16 protein-coding genes are annotated in these 14,406 nt (G+C 67.3%); 8 read left to right on the forward strand and 8 right to left on the reverse strand.

Features of this window, described 5'->3' with window-relative positions; all coding sequences use genetic code 11:
- Positions 1–94: 94 nt before the first annotated feature.
- From HWX76_RS36160 to HWX76_RS36170, 3 genes are read right to left on the reverse strand one after another with little or no spacing between them, the layout of a single operon-like run.
- On the reverse strand, positions 95–1,216 hold the full coding sequence (locus HWX76_RS36160; protein WP_050014996.1) for an alpha/beta fold hydrolase: 1,122 nt from the start codon (positions 1,214–1,216) through the stop codon (positions 95–97).
- 8 nt (positions 1,217–1,224) lie between these two features.
- The gene (locus HWX76_RS36165) at positions 1,225–2,433 is read right to left on the reverse strand and encodes an acetate/propionate family kinase (protein WP_050014993.1); all 1,209 of its coding nucleotides are present in this window, start codon (positions 2,431–2,433) and stop codon (positions 1,225–1,227) included.
- A gap of 10 nt (positions 2,434–2,443) precedes the next feature.
- Positions 2,444–3,568 carry a phosphate acetyltransferase gene (locus HWX76_RS36170; protein ID WP_306427014.1) on the reverse strand — a complete coding sequence of 375 codons (1,125 nt, stop codon included), beginning with the start codon at positions 3,566–3,568 and terminating at the stop codon, positions 2,444–2,446.
- On the opposite strand from HWX76_RS36170, the gene atpG reads away from it, so the two are divergent.
- Positions 3,561–4,442 carry an ATP synthase F1 subunit gamma gene (gene atpG / locus HWX76_RS36175; protein ID WP_089489552.1) on the forward strand — a complete coding sequence of 294 codons (882 nt, stop codon included), beginning with the start codon at positions 3,561–3,563 and terminating at the stop codon, positions 4,440–4,442. The genes HWX76_RS36170 and atpG overlap by 8 nt on opposite strands.
- Before the next feature lie 10 nt (positions 4,443–4,452).
- Positions 4,453–4,911: an ATP synthase F1 subunit epsilon gene (gene atpC / locus HWX76_RS36180; protein ID WP_050014989.1), complete on the forward strand. Its 459-nt coding sequence runs from the start codon at positions 4,453–4,455 to the stop codon at positions 4,909–4,911.
- 29 nt (positions 4,912–4,940) lie between these two features.
- Here atpC and HWX76_RS36185 read toward each other — a convergent pair whose 3' ends face one another.
- Positions 4,941–5,159 carry a DUF1653 domain-containing protein gene (locus HWX76_RS36185; RefSeq protein ID WP_006480837.1) on the reverse strand — a complete coding sequence of 73 codons (219 nt, stop codon included), beginning with the start codon at positions 5,157–5,159 and terminating at the stop codon, positions 4,941–4,943.
- A 57-nt stretch (positions 5,160–5,216) separates the two neighbouring features.
- Positions 5,217–5,660, reverse strand: a complete 444-nt coding sequence (locus HWX76_RS36190) for a GNAT family N-acetyltransferase (protein ID WP_050014986.1) — start codon at positions 5,658–5,660, stop codon at positions 5,217–5,219.
- Between the two features lie 161 nt (positions 5,661–5,821).
- Between HWX76_RS36190 and HWX76_RS36195 the strand changes: the two genes are divergently transcribed.
- A complete protein-coding gene (locus tag HWX76_RS36195) occupies positions 5,822–6,445 on the forward strand; it encodes an HAD hydrolase-like protein (protein WP_050014984.1) in 624 nt (207 codons plus the stop codon).
- A gap of 404 nt (positions 6,446–6,849) precedes the next feature.
- Entirely contained in the window at positions 6,850–7,428 is a 579-nt protein-coding gene (locus HWX76_RS36200; RefSeq protein ID WP_089489553.1) for a DUF4142 domain-containing protein, read from the forward strand.
- A gap of 127 nt (positions 7,429–7,555) precedes the next feature.
- Here the strand turns inward: HWX76_RS36200 and HWX76_RS36205 are convergent, their stop codons facing one another.
- Complete coding sequence (locus HWX76_RS36205; protein WP_050014981.1) at positions 7,556–8,155, reverse strand: GNAT family protein; 600 nt, start codon at positions 8,153–8,155, stop codon at positions 7,556–7,558.
- Positions 8,156–8,214: 59 nt separating this feature from the next.
- Positions 8,215–9,129, reverse strand: a complete 915-nt coding sequence (locus HWX76_RS36210) for a LysR family transcriptional regulator (RefSeq protein ID WP_050014980.1) — start codon at positions 9,127–9,129, stop codon at positions 8,215–8,217.
- Between the two features lie 108 nt (positions 9,130–9,237).
- Between HWX76_RS36210 and lysA the strand changes: the two genes are divergently transcribed.
- Entirely contained in the window at positions 9,238–10,476 is a 1,239-nt protein-coding gene (gene lysA / locus HWX76_RS36215) for a diaminopimelate decarboxylase (protein ID WP_176017097.1), read from the forward strand.
- A gap of 144 nt (positions 10,477–10,620) precedes the next feature.
- Here lysA and HWX76_RS36220 read toward each other — a convergent pair whose 3' ends face one another.
- Positions 10,621–11,508, reverse strand: a complete 888-nt coding sequence (locus HWX76_RS36220; RefSeq protein WP_050014976.1) for a DMT family transporter — start codon at positions 11,506–11,508, stop codon at positions 10,621–10,623.
- A gap of 124 nt (positions 11,509–11,632) precedes the next feature.
- Here HWX76_RS36220 and HWX76_RS36225 point away from each other — a divergent pair, with 124 nt between their 5' ends.
- The 3 genes from HWX76_RS36225 to HWX76_RS36235 all read left to right on the forward strand — a co-directional run bounded on the left by HWX76_RS36225 (position 11,633) and on the right by HWX76_RS36235 (position 14,393).
- Entirely contained in the window at positions 11,633–13,108 is a 1,476-nt protein-coding gene (locus tag HWX76_RS36225; RefSeq protein ID WP_089489555.1) for a PLP-dependent aminotransferase family protein, read from the forward strand.
- 281 nt (positions 13,109–13,389) lie between these two features.
- On the forward strand, positions 13,390–13,974 hold the full coding sequence (locus tag HWX76_RS36230) for a M35 family metallo-endopeptidase (RefSeq protein ID WP_235356244.1): 585 nt from the start codon (positions 13,390–13,392) through the stop codon (positions 13,972–13,974).
- An 86-nt stretch (positions 13,975–14,060) separates the two neighbouring features.
- A complete protein-coding gene (locus HWX76_RS36235) occupies positions 14,061–14,393 on the forward strand; it encodes a hypothetical protein (RefSeq protein WP_176017098.1) in 333 nt (110 codons plus the stop codon).
- Positions 14,394–14,406 lie beyond the last annotated feature (13 nt).

Genomic DNA, 14,406 nt, shown 5'->3' on the forward strand with positions numbered 1-14,406 from the left:
ACGAAAACTGCAAACCCTTCGTCTGGACCGCGTCAGCCGATTCGATCCTCGAAAAGCTGCATCGACTTTGCTCGCGAATCAGCGGAACAGGACACTAGCGCTGCGCGGCGATCCATCGCGCGATGTCGGGCCACACCGTCGTCAGCGTGCGCGTCCCCATGAACAGACCGATATGGCCGCCCGGCACGAGCCGGCTCTCGATCCGCGACGCGGGCGTCCCGAGAAGATCGTGCGCACCGAACACCTGCTCCGGCGTCGTGATGTCGTCGGCCTCGCCACCCAGCAGATAGGCCGGGCACGCGACGTCCTTCAGGTCGAGCGTGCGCCCGAGCGCGACGAACGTGCCCTTCGCGAGCCGGTTCTCCTTGAAGATCTGCACGATCGCCTGCAGGTACCAGCGCCCCGGCAGGTCGATCGGGCTTTCGTACCAGTTCGCGAACACCTCGCGCTTGCGCAGGTATTCGGGATCGTCGAGATGCTCGTACAGGTCGACGTGCTCGGCGAGATAGTGCTGGTCCGGATGCATGTTCTTCCAGCCGCGCAGCATGAAGCGCCCGCGCATCAGCCCGCCGCCCATCGCGACGAGTTCCTCGTAGAACGACGTCGGATACGTGTGCACCATCCGCTTGATCGGGCCGTCGCCCGCGTCGGTGTCGATCGGCGAGCCGGCCAGCACGAGGCTCGCGACCTTGTGCGGGAAACGCGCCGCATACATCGCGGACATCCAGCCGCCCTGACACAGGCCGACGAGATTCACGCGGCCACCGAGTTCGTCGACGCACACGTTCAGCTCGGCCAGATACTGGTCGATCTCGAGGTCCTTCATGTCCTCGGTGGCCGAGCGCCAGTCGGTCAGGTACAGACGCGTCACGCCGTGCTCGCGCAGCGTCTGCATCAGGCTCTGCCCCGGCTGGTAGTCGGCGATCATCGCGCTGTGCCCCGCGTACGGCGCATCGACGATCGTCGGCAGCCCGTGCGCCGGCGCGACCGAATAATCGCGGAACGTCATCGTCCGCAGTTCCAGCAACGGCCGGTTCGCCGATGCGAGCACCGGATGCGCTTCGAAATGGAGCTTCTCCTCTTCCGCGAGGAAGCGGAGATTGCGCGCCGTGATCTCGGAGCCGGCGGCAAACATCGCCGTGGCGGCGGCCATCGGCCAGAAAATCGGCAGCGCGGGGGCGCTGACGGCAGGGGAAGGCGTGTCGCGTGCTGTCATCGGAGGTCTCACCGGGTCGGATACGGCGTGGAAGGGATCGCGTCGTCCAGCACGCGGCGCGTGTGGCGCGCGATCATCAGGTTCTCGTCGGTCGGAATCACGCGCACCGTCACGCGCGACGCGTCGCTCGAAATCACCGGCAAGCCGGCCGCATTCGCCGCGTCGTCGAGCACGATGCCGAGCCACGCGGCGCGATTGCAGATCCGTTCACGCACGTGCGGCGCGTGCTCGCCGATGCCCGCCGTGAACACGAGCGTGTCGAGACCGCCGAGCACGCCGGCCAGCGCGGCGAGCTCGCGGGCCGCGCGATAGGCGAACAGCTCGACCGCATGCGCGGCCGACGGTGCGTCGCTCGCGAGCAGCGTGCGCATGTCGCTCGACACGCCGGATACGCCGAGCAAGCCGGATTCGGCATAGATCAGATGCTCGACCTCGTCGAGCGACCGGCCCGCGTGACGCTGCAGATACAGGATCACGCCCGGGTCCAGCGCGCCCGTGCGCGTGCCCATCGGCAGCCCGTCGACGGCCGTGAACCCCATCGTCGTCGCGACGCTGCGGCCGTTCTCGAGCGCACACAGGCTCGCGCCGTTGCCGAGGTGCGCGACCACCGTCCGGTGCTGCACCCACGACGGATCGAGGGCCGCGAGCGCCGTCGCGATGTACTCGTACGACAGCCCGTGAAACCCGTAGCGCACGATGCCCTGCTCGGTCAGCGCGCGCGGCAACGCGAACTCCCGTTCGAGCGCCGGCACCGTCGAATGGAACGCGGTATCGAAACACGCGACCTGCGGCAGGTTCGGCGCAACCGCGGCCACCGCGCGAATCGCGTCGACATGATGCGGCTGGTGCAGCGGCGCGAGCGGCGAAAGCGACGCGATCGCATCGAGCACGTGCGCGTCGATCCGCACCGGCGCGGTGAAATACGGGCCGCCATGCACGACCCGGTGCCCGACGCCGTCGAACCCGGCCTCCCGCCCGACGTGCGCGACGAACCACGCGTGCAGCGCCTCGATCGCGCCTTGATGCCCCGGTCGCGCGACCGGGCTGTCGGCGAGCGTCGCGCCGTGCGCATCGGCCACGAACAGATGCGGTGCGCCATGCAGGTTCTCAACCTGCCCGTGCAGGCCCGCATCGAGCGAACGATCGTCGCGCGTGTCGTAGACCGAGAACTTGAGGCTCGACGAGCCGGCGTTGAGCACCAGGACGGGATGTCGCATCGCGGCCTCGTCAGTGTGCGTCGGCCGCAATCGCCGGCGCGTCCATGGGCGCCGCCGTGGCGCGCGCCGCCGCCGCGACGAGCGCTGCGACCGCGCAGCTCGCCAGGCGCGTGCGTTCGCTGTCGGCGCGACTCGTCAGGATCACCGGCACGCGCGCACCGAGCACGATGCCGGCCGCATCGGCATTCGCGAGGAACGTCAGCTCCTTCGCGAGCATGTTGCCGGCCTCGAGATCGGGCACGAGCAGGATGTCCGCATCGCCCGCGACCGCGGAACCGAGATGCTTGAGCCGCGCGGCCTCCGGGCTGATCGCGTTGTCGAACGCGAGCGGCCCGTCGAGCAGCGCGCCGGTGATCTGGCCGCGCTCGGCCATCTTGCACAGCGCGGCCGCGTCGAGCGTCGACGGCAGCTTCGAGCTGACCGTCTCGACCGCCGACAGGATCGCCACCTTCGGCCGGGCGATGCCGAGCGCATGCGCGAGATCGATCGCGTTCTGCGCGATGTCGGCCTTCTGTTCGAGCGTCGGACGGATATTGACGGCGGCGTCGGTGATGAACAGCGGCTTGGGGTAAGTCGGCACGTCCATGATGAACACGTGGCTCAGGCGCCGCCCGGTGCGCAGCCCCGTGTCGGCGCGCACCACCTCCGCCAGCAACTCGTCGGTGTGCAGGCTGCCCTTCATCAGCGCCTGCGCGTCGCCCGCGCGCACCAGCTCGACGGCGCGCGCCGCCGACGCATGACTGTGCGGCGCATCCACGAGACGATAGCCGGACAGGTCCACACCGAGCGTCGCGGCGAGCATCGTGATTCGCGCCACCGGGCCGACCAGCACGGGCACGATGATCCCGGCCCGGGCGGCGGCGGCCGCCGCGTGCAGCGATACCTCGTCGCAGGGATGCGCGACCGCGACCGTCACAGGCCGCAACGCGTGGCAACGCGCAATCAGCGCGTCGTATTTCTGATGCGTGTGCAATTCGGTCATCGACTGCCCCTTCGCAAGGATCACGTGAACGGATTCTGGTGCGGGACCGGGCGAAGTCGTTTGATTTCCGTCAATCGTTTCAGGTGAAGTCCCGATAGCATGAATCCGCACGATGACATCCGGACGGCCGCAACGCCCCCCTGACATGCACATACGCGAAATCCGCTCGAAGATCGCCAGTACCTCGTCCACGCGCAAGATCACGAAGGCGATGGAAATGATGGCGCGCACCAAGATGGCGAGCGCGCAGCGACGCGCGCGCGAGTTCCGCCCGTATGCGGCGCGCATCGCCGCGATGGCGGAACGCGTGCTGCGAGACCGTCCCGACCACGTATCGGCGCTGATGGCGCGACGCGATACCGTGCGCCGCGTCGGCCTGATCGTCGTCAGCACCGATCGCGGGCTGTGCGGCCCGCTCAATGCGCGGCTGCTCGTCGAATGCGTGGATGCGCTCGAACGCTGGGACCGTGCCGGTGTCGCATGCGAGTTGAGCGTGATCGGTGCGCGCGGCCTCGCGCCGCTGCTGCGCCACGGTGCGACCATCGCCGCGCGTGCGAGCGGCCTGGCCGCCGAGCCGCACTTCGAGCAGTTGCTCGGTGCGCTGCTCGTGCCGCTGACCGCGTTCGTCAACGGCGAGCTCGACGAAGTACACGTCGCATACAACCGGCTGACGAGCCCGCTCGCGTACGAGCCGCGCATCGATGCGATGCTGCCGATCGTGGGGCTCGACACGGGCGCGCCGACCGACGGCGCGCCCGTGTCCGCACCCGCGTCCGACTATCTGTACGAGCCCGCGCCCAAACCGGTCGTCGACACGTTGCTGCTGCGCTACGTCGAGGCGACGCTCTATCAGGCCGTCGTCGAGAACTACGCGTGCGAGCAATGCGCGCGGATGTTCAGCATGCAGACCGCGACAGACAACGCCGACCGCGTGTTGCGCGAACTGCGGCACCTGTACCAGAAGACGCGACAGGCGCAGATCACCACCGAGCTGTGCGAAATCGTCGCCGGCGCGGCGGCGGTCTGAAGGAGCATGCATGAAGACGTCGATGAGGCTCGACATCGTAAGCGTGGAAGCGGTGCTGTATGCCGGCGACGCGCATTTCGTCGTCGTTCCGGGGGAAAGCGGAGAACTGGGGATCTACCCGCACCACGCGCCGCTGCTCACGCGGATCCGGCCGGGCGTCGTGATGCTCGTTGATGCGCCGACCGGCGAGCATCGCCGCCTGCTCGTCGCGGGCGGCGTGCTGGAGGTCAGCCGCGACGGCGTGACGCTGATCGCCGATCACGCGTTGCGCACGCCCGAACTCGACGATCTGCGCGCACGCGAAGCGCGGCATGCGGCCGACGACTGGCGCCAGCGCTACGCGCACGAAAACCGGCGCGCGTTCGATTTCGCGTCGGCCCGCACGGAATTGATGGATGAAATTCGACGCTTCTTTGCGATGGCGCTGCGGCAACAGGCGCCGCACGACAAGCCGGGCAGCGCGGGCTAGACACCGGCGCCGGCCTCGGTGCCGCCCGCTCAGTCGCGCAGCTTGCGAAACCGCGGCGTGCCGTCTTCGAGGTTGCCGTTGAACATCGCTTCCGGCCGCACCCACAGCCCGCGCGCATGCGGCCACAGATGCTCGTAGACGACCACCGATTCCTCGGTTTCGGAATGGCGCGCAACGCCGATGTAGCGGTACAGGCCGCCCTTGTAGTGGCGGTGCGTCGCGAGCTGTTCGGCTTCCTGTTCGGTCATGGTGTGCTTCTCTTCGGCAAAAACGGAAAGCGCGTATTGTATGCGCTGCGGCGCGCGTCAGCGTTTCGTGTAGATGTCGGGCCGGCGGATCTCCATCAGCCGCTCGGGATTCGCCGGCGGACCGAAACCGACCGGCCGGTACAGCGCGTGCGCGTCGGTCGTCGCGAGCATGATGCGGCGCAGCCGCTGCACCATCTGCTGCGCGAAGATATGGTCGATCAGTGCGCGGCCGTAGCCGTTGCCGCGTTCGGCCGGCAGCACGAACACGTCGCACAGATACGCGAACGTCGCGTGATCGGTGACGAGCCGCGCAAACCCGACGAGCCGGTCGCCGACATACGCGCCGAAGCACAGCGAGCCCTCGATCGCCCGCTCGACTACGTCGCGCGGAATGCCCTGCGACCAATACGCGTCGCGATGCAGGAAATCGAAGATCGCGTCGATGTCGAGTTCGCGCTTGTCGGTGGAAATTCTCAGCGTGGCGGGGGTGGCTGCGGGCACGTCTGTTCTCCGGTTCGAGGGGCGGAAGGCGCAGCATCGACGATACCGCGCCGTGGGGGGGCGGGACAAGGGGCACTGGAGTCCGCCGTGGACGAACAGCCGCACTGCCACCCTCGATTCGGCGACAATGGCACCCGCCGATAAACCCGAGACGCCGCTTCATGACCTTCCGCCTCATCGCCTTCGACTTCGACGGCACGCTCGCCGATTCGCTCGACAGTTTTCTCGCCGCGCTGACGGAAGCCTCGCGCCTGCACGGCTTTCGCGACGCCACGCCCGAACTGCGCCCGGCGCTGCGCGGGATGTCGGCGCGCGACATCGTTCGCGCGCTCGGCGTGCCAATGTGGAAAGTGCCGCGCGTGACGATCGACATGCGCCGCCTGATGCGGCCGCGCGTCGCGCACGTGCAACTGTTCCCCGGCGTCGCCGAAACGTTCGACGCGCTCGCCGCGCGCGGCATCCGCATCGCGATCGCCACGTCGAATACCGAGGAGATCGTGCGTGACCGGCTTGGCCCGCGCGCCGGCGCACGCGTCGACCATTTCGCGTGCGGCATTCCGCTGTTCGGCAAGGCGCGCCGTCTGCGCGCGCTCGTTCGCGAGGCCGGAGTGCGCGCAGACGAAGTGCTGTACGTCGGCGACGAAATCCGCGATGCCGACGCGGCTCGGCGTGCACATATTGCATTTCAGGGCGTCGCGTGGGGCTACACCGCGCCCGACGCGTTGCAGGCGCATTGCGCGACGCCGTTGCTGCCGCGCCTCGATGCGCTGCTCGATCGCGTGTGACGCTTTCACGCACGCCACGCACGCACCCCGTCCCTCGCACGACGCGCCGCGACGACAACTGCCGCGACGACATCGCACCGCTGAAATGCCGATGACACGCGCACGCATCTCATCCATTGCATGCGCCACGCGCACGCAAAAATTGCCGCCGCCACATGCGTATCAGGTACGCCCTACCGGGCTGCGCGCGTGCTCATCGTTTCGTCTTACCAACCGTTACACAAGCCACAGCACGGTTGCACCTGCTACCCGGCCGCTCTCCTAGAATCAGTCGGGCCGGAAAACACTTCGAACGCCGCCGCGGCAGAGCGGCAGTCGAACCCGGCCCGGGCGCGCCCGGTCTCTCGCACAGCGACGGATCGTACGATCCGTTTTTCAACCAGAGCCCCGATCGAGGAGGTCCCATGAACCGCTTTCCCCACCTTTCGCGCCTTGCCTTGTCTGCCGCTGGCCTGCTTCTCGTCGCCGTGACGGCGACCGCGCAAACCGCGCAACCGGCACCCGGCGCATCGGCTGCGCCGGCCGCGACCGCGACGCGCATCCACGAAGCCGACCAGACCTTCATCAACGACGGCACGAAGACCGTGTCGACCCAGCACGACGCCGCGCGCATCGCCGATGCGCGCACGTCGGACAGCCAGGTCAAGGCGTTCGCGCAACGCGTGTCGACCGACGATGCGAAGATCATCCAGGCGATGCGCGCGGCCAGCCCGCGCGGCGTCGACGTGCCGGCCAACGACCCCGACACGACCGTGCTGAACGGCATCAAGAGCCTGCGCGGCGCCGAGTTCGACAAGGCGTATATCGAACAGGTCGCGCTCGCCGGCCAGCAGAAGGCGATCTCGGCGTTCCAGGCCGAAATCGCATCGGGCCGCGACACCAAGCTGAAGGAAGTCGCCCGCCAGGCGCTACCGATCCTGCAGGCGCACTACGCGGATGCACAGAAGCTCGCGCAGCGTCATCACCTCGCATCGGCGCAGTAATTCATCCGATGCAGCGCCGCGCATCGCGCGCGGCGCACCGTTTCCCCCGCCGTCGCGCCGCCGCCTCCCCTGCCGGCGGCGCGACGCACGTTTCGAGCATCGAGCGCTCCGCCTCGCACGTCACGCGTTACGTCGCCAGCTTCGCGTCGAGTCGCGCCCGCACTTCCGGCCATTCGTCGTCGATGATGCTGAAGCGCACCGAGTTGCGCTTGCGGCCATCCGGCATGATCCGTTCGTGACGCACGATGCCCTCCTGTTTCGCACCGAGCCGCAGGATCGCCGCGCGCGATTTCTCGTTCAGCTCGTCCGTCGTGAACTGCACGCGCACGCATCGCAGCGTGTCGAACGCATAGCCCAGCAGCAACCGTTTCGCTTCGGTATTCGCGCGCGTACGCTGCGCCGATTCGCTCAGCCACGTATGACCGATCTCGAGCTTGCGATTCTTGCGGTCGATCTTCCAGAAGCGCGTGCTGCCGATGGCGCGGCCCGACGCGCGATCGACGATCACGAACGGCATCACGGTGCCGGCCGCCCGCCCCTGCAACGCCGTGTCGATGTAGGCGTCGACCGTCTGCGCGCCGGGCACGACCGTGACCTTCAGGTTCCACAACGCGCCGTCAGCCGCGGCATCCAGCAGCGCCTGCCGGTCGGATGTGTCGAGCGGACGCAGGACGACACGTGCGCCGGTGAGGGTCGGTTGTTCGAGGAAAGACGATGCGTCGGTCATGACGGGATTCCGGAAAATGACGGCGATGGCGGCGAAACGCCCATCATACGGCGGTGCCGCTAGCCGAGGTGGGCGGCCAGCCGGCGGCGGATCGCCTTCGCTTCGGCGCGCAGCGCATCGGCGAACGCGTCGACGAGCAGGTTCTTCGGCCGGTGCTCGGGCACGATCACGCTGACCCGGTACGGAAACGACCGCGTCAGCGGCCGCACGTGCAGGTCGCGGCCGACGAAATCGAGCGCGGTGAGCGGGTTGACGATCGCGGCGCCGAGCCCCTGCCGCACGAACGCACACACCGACACGGCCGACGGCGTGTCGACCACCGAGCGCGGCGCGATGCCGAGTTGCGCGAACGCCTCGTCGATCAGGATGCGATACGGATCGTTCAGCGACAGGCTCACGAACGGGCGATCGGCGAGATCCAGCAGGTCGATCGCGTCCTGCGCGAGCAGCGGATGGCCGCCGGGCAGCACGCACACTTCATCCACTTCGAGCAGCGGCGTGAGCACCGTGCCGGCCGGCGCGACATCGCGCTCGGTCAGCCCCAAATCGTAACGCTGCGCGGTGAGCCACTCCTCGAGCACCGGCGACTCCTGCGTCGCGACCGATACGCTGACGCCCGCATGCGCGTCGTGAAAGCGCCGGCATGCACCGGGCAGGATCGCGTGCGAGAACGCCGGCAACGCGATTACCGACAGTTGCCCGTCGCGAAACTCGCGCAGGCGCGCGGCCGTCGCCGCGATGCGTTCGAGCCCCGCATACGCGAGCCGCACATCGTCGAACAGCGTGAGCGCGGCCATCGTCGGGCGCAGCCGGCCGTGCGCGCGTTCGAACAGCGCAAAGCCGACGACCTGCTCCATCCGCGCCAGTTCGCGGCTGATCGTCGGCTGCGACGTGTACAGCATCTCGGCCGCGCGCGTCGTGCTGCCGGTGACCATCAGCGCGCGGAAAACCTCGATATGACGGTGCGTCAGCATGGCCGTATATATCAGAAATGAATCGAATGAAGATAAACAGGCATTTTACCGTATAGCTTTTCAGGCGCATCATCCGGCTATCCGTTCATTCGATCCGATTCATCCGCCATGTCCCTCGATTCCCGCCAGCTCGCGACGCTCGCGCAGCAATACGGCACCCCGCTGTGGGTGTACGACGCCGACGTCATTCGCGACCGCATCGCCCAACTGCGCCAGTTCGACGTGATCCGCTATGCGCAGAAGGCAAATTCGAACGTCCATATCCTGAAGCTGATGCGCGACGAAGGCGCATGCGTCGACGCCGTGTCGCTCGGCGAGATCGAGCGCAGCCTCGCGGCCGGGTTCAGCCCGGGCGGCGAGCCGGAAGGCGTCGTATTCACGGCCGACCTGATCGACCGCCCGACGCTCGCGGCGGTGCTGAAGCACGGCGTGACCGTGAACGCCGGCTCGCTCGACATGCTCGCGCGCATCGGCGAGCACGCGCCCGGCCACCGCGTGTGGCTGCGCGTCAACCCCGGGTTCGGCCACGGCCACAGCAACAAGACCAACACCGGCGGCCCGCAGAGCAAGCACGGCATCTGGATCGACGACGTGCCGCGTGCGATCGAGATCGTGCGCCAGTACGGGCTGAAGCTGGTCGGCATCCACATGCACATCGGGTCGGGCGTCGACTACGGCCACCTGTCGCAGGTGTGCGATGCGATGGTCGATCTCGTCACGTCGCTCGGCCACGACATCGACGCGATCTCGGCCGGCGGCGGCCTGTCGATTCCGTATCGCGACGGCGAGCCGCGCGTCGACGTCGGACACTACTTCAGCCAGTGGGACGCCGCGCGCAAGCGCATCGAACGGCATCTCGGCCATCCGGTGCGCATCGAGATCGAACCGGGCCGCTTTCTGGTTGCCGAAGCCGGCACGCTCGTCACCGAGGTGCAGGCCGTCAACCGCCGGCCGAAGCACGATTTCGTGCTGATCGACGCGGGCTTCAACGACCTGATGCGCCCGTCGATGTACGGCAGCTATCACGCGGTGTCGGTGCACGCGCACGATGGCGCGTTGCCCGCCGGCCGGCCGCTCGTCGACCTCGCGATCGCCGGGCCGCTGTGCGAATCGGGGGACGTGTTCACGCAGGACGCAGGCGGCGTGGTCACGCACCGCAAGCTCGCGCAGCCGCAGATCGGCGACCTGCTGTTCCTGCACGACGCCGGCGCGTACGGCGCGTCGATGTCCTCGAACTACAACAGCCGGCCGCTCGCGCCGGAAGTGCTCGTCGATCGCGGCACGCCGCGGCTCATCCGCCGCCGGCAGACGATCGGCGAATTGCTCGCGCTCGAAATGTTCGAGTAACCCGCGCGCGGCGTGACGAACGCCAACGGCCAGGCTTGCCGCTACCGGTAGCCTGGCCGTTTTGCCTGGGGTCTTGCTGCCGGGCGCAGGATCGCTATCGTGCGTTCGACAGCAACGGGCTTGCCGCCAGCCGCGGCGCCTGCATCACCCCACGCGCTGCACGGGCGCCATCTTCGAGAAGTACTTCGCGCCCGCCACGCAGCCGACCACGATTACCGTCACGACGACCATCGACGGCGGCACCGTCTCGTGCAGCAGCCCGGCCGCGAGCAGGAAGCCGAAGAACGGCTGCAGCAGCTGCAACTGGCCGACGCCTGCAATCCCGCCGAGCGCCAGCCCGCGATACCAGAACACGAAGCCGATCAACATGCTGAACAGCGACACGTACGCGAGCCCCCACAGCGCGGCGGCATCGACGCCGTCGAACGACGCGGGCCACGTCAGCCACGTGAGCGGCAGCATCAGCGGCAGCGACAGTACGAGCGCCCACGAGATCACCTGCCAGCCGCCGAGCTGGCGCGACAGGCGCGCGCCTTCCGCATAACCGAGCCCGCACGCGACGATCGCGGCCAGCATCAGCGCATCGCCGACCACCGACGCGTGCCCGCCGTTGCGCAGCGCGAACGCGGCCACCGCGCCGCTGCCGACGATCGAAAAGATCCAGAACGGCAGCCGCGGCCGCTCGCCGCCGCGCCACACGCCGAACAGCGCGGTCGCGAGCGGCAGCAGCCCGACGAACACGATCGCATGCGCGGACGTCACGTGCTTCAGCGCAAGCGCCGTCAGCAACGGAAAACCGACCACGACGCCGAGCGCGACGACGGCCAGCGACACGGCCTCGGTGCGCGACGGCCGCTTCTGCTTCAGCACGACGAGCAGCAGCAGGCCGAGCGCGCCGGCGATCGTCGCGCGGGCGAACGTGAGAAACAACGGGTCGAGCCCTTGCACCGCGACCCGTGTCGCGGGCAGCGAGCCACTGAAGATGATGACGCCCAGCATGCCGCTGAGCCATCCGTCGGTCGTCTTTTGCACGGTCAATCCTGAATGGAAAGTGGATGACCGATGATCCGCCGCCGGCGAAAACGGCGTAAGCTACAGCCCAATACAATTCAGACAAACTGTACTGGACAACCGGCCGTACAGTTCATCGTCCGCCATGCGCCCTTCCGCCCCGATTCCCGCTCCGCCCGCACCGTCGCGCACGCGCGTGGAAACCGTCATGGACACCCTGCGCGCGCGGATCGCGAGCCGCGCGCTGATGCCCGGTGCGCGCGTGCCGTCGATCCGGATGATGGCCGACGCGCTCGACGTATCGAAATCGACGGTCGTCGATGCGTACGAGCGGCTCGCGAGCGAAGGCGTGCTCGTCGCACGGCGCGGTTCGGGCTTCTATGTGTCGGGCCACGCACCGCCGCTCGCGCTCGCCGAGCTGGGCCCGCGCCTCGATCGCGAGCTCGATCCGCTGTGGCTGTCACGCCAGTCGCTCGAAGCGGCGCCGACGTCGGTGAAGCCCGGTTGCGGGTGGCTGCCGTCGTCGTGGCTGCCCGACGAAAGCCTGCGTCGCGCGCTGCGCGCCGTGTCGCGCGACGAAGCCGATGCGCTGACCGACTATGCGACGCCGCTCGGCCTGCCCGCGCTGCGCCAGCAGCTTGCATGGCGGCTCGCGCAGCACGGCGTCCACGCGGAACCCGCGCAGATCATGCTGACCGACGGCGGCACGCACGCGCTCGACCTCGTGTGCCGCCTGCTGCTGGAGCCGGGCGACACCGTCGTGCTCGACGATCCGTGCTACTTCAACTTCCAGGCGCTGCTGCGCGCGCACCGTGCGCGGATCGTCAGCGTGCCGTTCACGCCGAACGGCCCCGATCTCGTGCGCTTCGAGCAAGCACTCGCCGAGCATCGACCGCGCCTGTACATCACCAACGCCGCGCTGCACAACCCGACGGGCGCGACGCTCGCGCCGCCCGTCGCGCACCGGCTGCTGACGCTCGCGGCCGAGCACGGCCTGCTGATCGTCGAGGACGACATCTTCGCGGATTTCGAGAGCACGCCCGCGCCGCGCCTCGCGGCGTTCGACGGGCTGTCGCGCGTCGTGTCGATCGGCAGCTTCTCGAAGACGCTGTCGGCCGCGATCCGCTGCGGCTATGTCGCCGCGCGGCCGGAATGGATCGACGCGCTCGTCGACCTGAAGCTCGCGACGTCGTTCGGCAACGCGCAGATCGGCGCCAACGTCGTGCATCGGCTGCTGATCGACGGCACGTACCGGCGCCATCTCGACAGCCTGCGCGCGCGGCTCGCGGATGCGATGGGCGAGACGATCCGGCGCCTCGCGCGAGCCGGGCTCGGGATCTGGACGGAGCCGCGCGGCGGGTTGTTCGTGTGGGCGCAATTGCCGGACGGGCTCGACGCGGCGCGCGTCGCACGTCATGCGCTGGACCACGACGTGGTGCTCGCGCCGGGCGACGTATTCAGCGTGTCGCGCAGCGCGTCGTCGTACATGCGCTTCAACGTGTCGCGCTGCAAGGGGCCGGCGGTGTTCGATGCGCTCGCGCGGGCGATGGACGCGGTGCGGGTGGGAGAGCGCGGCGGCGCGCAAGCCGATGCAGGCCGGGGCGTGCTGGCTGATGAATGATCGAGGCCGGCAACATTCTTCTTGCCGAACAGATCCGCAACGCCCGAGTTGCATCGGTCAAGATGCCGTGATTCACCCATCGAAAATCGTACCTGTCTCATAGACGGGCATACCTTCTTAAATCGATAGTAGCCCCCTCATTCCGGATAACTATCGAGTCCATGGGCCTAACTTTCAACTCACACGACACCACACGCCAAGAAGAAGACGAAGAGTGGATTTGCGTCGGGACCACCTGTACCAACACAATACCCGGTTCCATTCACGCTATCGAACTCGACATGACGCAAATCTGCGAGAACATGTCGAACAAGACGTTCAGGCGGTTAATTGCACGTCTGCGTGACGCTGCAGTCGTCCTGATTCGCGAGCGGATGGAGGCGCTCGCCGCTTGGGATCAGGAAGAACAAAGCCGCGTCCGGACGTGGTTCGGGCGATCTGACGAAACAGTCCGGCAACGTTTGGGCATCGGGTTACCCAAGCTTCTGAGCGTCATGCAGCAACTCGAACCCGAGAACGTCATCAGATGGGACGAGCAAACGCAGAGGAACATAACGTGCACCGTATTTCCCGACAATGGGATTACGGATGCAGCAGTATGCAAACCCGACTCACACAAACGAATGATTGCAATTTACCCGCACTTCTGCACGCTTCCCGATGCTCGGCTTTCTACGAACTGCAAGCTGAAAGTGCTGATTCACGAGTGCACGCACTATATCGACACCTTCGATTCAAACGACGAAATCTATGGATTCGGCACCGGCCTGAAATATTGGGCTCAGACACACGCGGATGTAGCAATCGACAATGCAGACAGCCTCGCTTGTTATATTTCATTTTTCGACGACCGGACCCTGTGGTGATATCTCCCGCTCGCATGATCAGCATGGCAATCTGTACTTGCCTGTCGTTCCCGATTTCGTCCACTGCATGTACCGTTTCCGAAGACATGCTCGACAGCGTCCCGCTCAATTCCGATGCCATTCCCAACAAGGATCGCGTCAGAATAGCGGAGATGGTCATCCGTGCGCGCGAGTGGCCTGACGCCGAAATTCGAGGCATCGTCACGGCCGGCGCCTACATTGGCGAAACGAATCCGCAGGCACTCGCGCGGCAAAGATCGATGCACTTGACAGACTATCTGGTTCAACTAGGAGTCAAGCGCGAAAACATATGGTCGGACACCCACATGATTTCGAAGCCCAGAGGTGGCCTCACTCGTTCGGACAGCTTTCTGAGATTTTTAAGTGGAGCGTCCGGGGCAATCATGCTGCCGATTTGATCGCAGGCAGCGT

It is taken from the genome of Burkholderia sp. BCC0398 (genome assembly GCF_902833245.1).
GTDB classification, from domain to species: Bacteria; Pseudomonadota; Gammaproteobacteria; order Burkholderiales; family Burkholderiaceae; genus Burkholderia; species Burkholderia sola.

What these genes read in the sequence shown, in the direction of transcription:
- HWX76_RS36160 (WP_050014996.1), bottom strand. Translation starts at nt 1,216, where the DNA reads ATGACAGCACGCGACACGCCTTCCCCTGCCGTCAGCGCCCCCGCGCTG.
- HWX76_RS36165 (WP_050014993.1), bottom strand. Translation starts at nt 2,433, where the DNA reads ATGCGACATCCCGTCCTGGTGCTCAACGCCGGCTCGTCGAGCCTCAAG.
- atpG (WP_089489552.1), top strand. Translation starts at nt 3,561, where the DNA reads ATGCACATACGCGAAATCCGCTCGAAGATCGCCAGTACCTCGTCCACG.
- HWX76_RS36170 (WP_306427014.1), bottom strand. Translation starts at nt 3,568, where the DNA reads ATGTGCATGTCAGGGGGGCGTTGCGGCCGTCCGGATGTCATCGTGCGG.
- atpC (WP_050014989.1), top strand. Translation starts at nt 4,453, where the DNA reads ATGAAGACGTCGATGAGGCTCGACATCGTAAGCGTGGAAGCGGTGCTG.
- HWX76_RS36185 (WP_006480837.1), bottom strand. Translation starts at nt 5,159, where the DNA reads ATGACCGAACAGGAAGCCGAACAGCTCGCGACGCACCGCCACTACAAG.
- HWX76_RS36195 (WP_050014984.1), top strand. Translation starts at nt 5,822, where the DNA reads ATGACCTTCCGCCTCATCGCCTTCGACTTCGACGGCACGCTCGCCGAT.
- HWX76_RS36200 (WP_089489553.1), top strand. Translation starts at nt 6,850, where the DNA reads ATGAACCGCTTTCCCCACCTTTCGCGCCTTGCCTTGTCTGCCGCTGGC.
- HWX76_RS36205 (WP_050014981.1), bottom strand. Translation starts at nt 8,155, where the DNA reads ATGACCGACGCATCGTCTTTCCTCGAACAACCGACCCTCACCGGCGCA.
- HWX76_RS36210 (WP_050014980.1), bottom strand. Translation starts at nt 9,129, where the DNA reads ATGCTGACGCACCGTCATATCGAGGTTTTCCGCGCGCTGATGGTCACC.
- lysA (WP_176017097.1), top strand. Translation starts at nt 9,238, where the DNA reads ATGTCCCTCGATTCCCGCCAGCTCGCGACGCTCGCGCAGCAATACGGC.
- HWX76_RS36225 (WP_089489555.1), top strand. Translation starts at nt 11,633, where the DNA reads ATGCGCCCTTCCGCCCCGATTCCCGCTCCGCCCGCACCGTCGCGCACG.
- HWX76_RS36230 (WP_235356244.1), top strand. Translation starts at nt 13,390, where the DNA reads ATGACGCAAATCTGCGAGAACATGTCGAACAAGACGTTCAGGCGGTTA.
- HWX76_RS36235 (WP_176017098.1), top strand. Translation starts at nt 14,061, where the DNA reads ATGCTCGACAGCGTCCCGCTCAATTCCGATGCCATTCCCAACAAGGAT.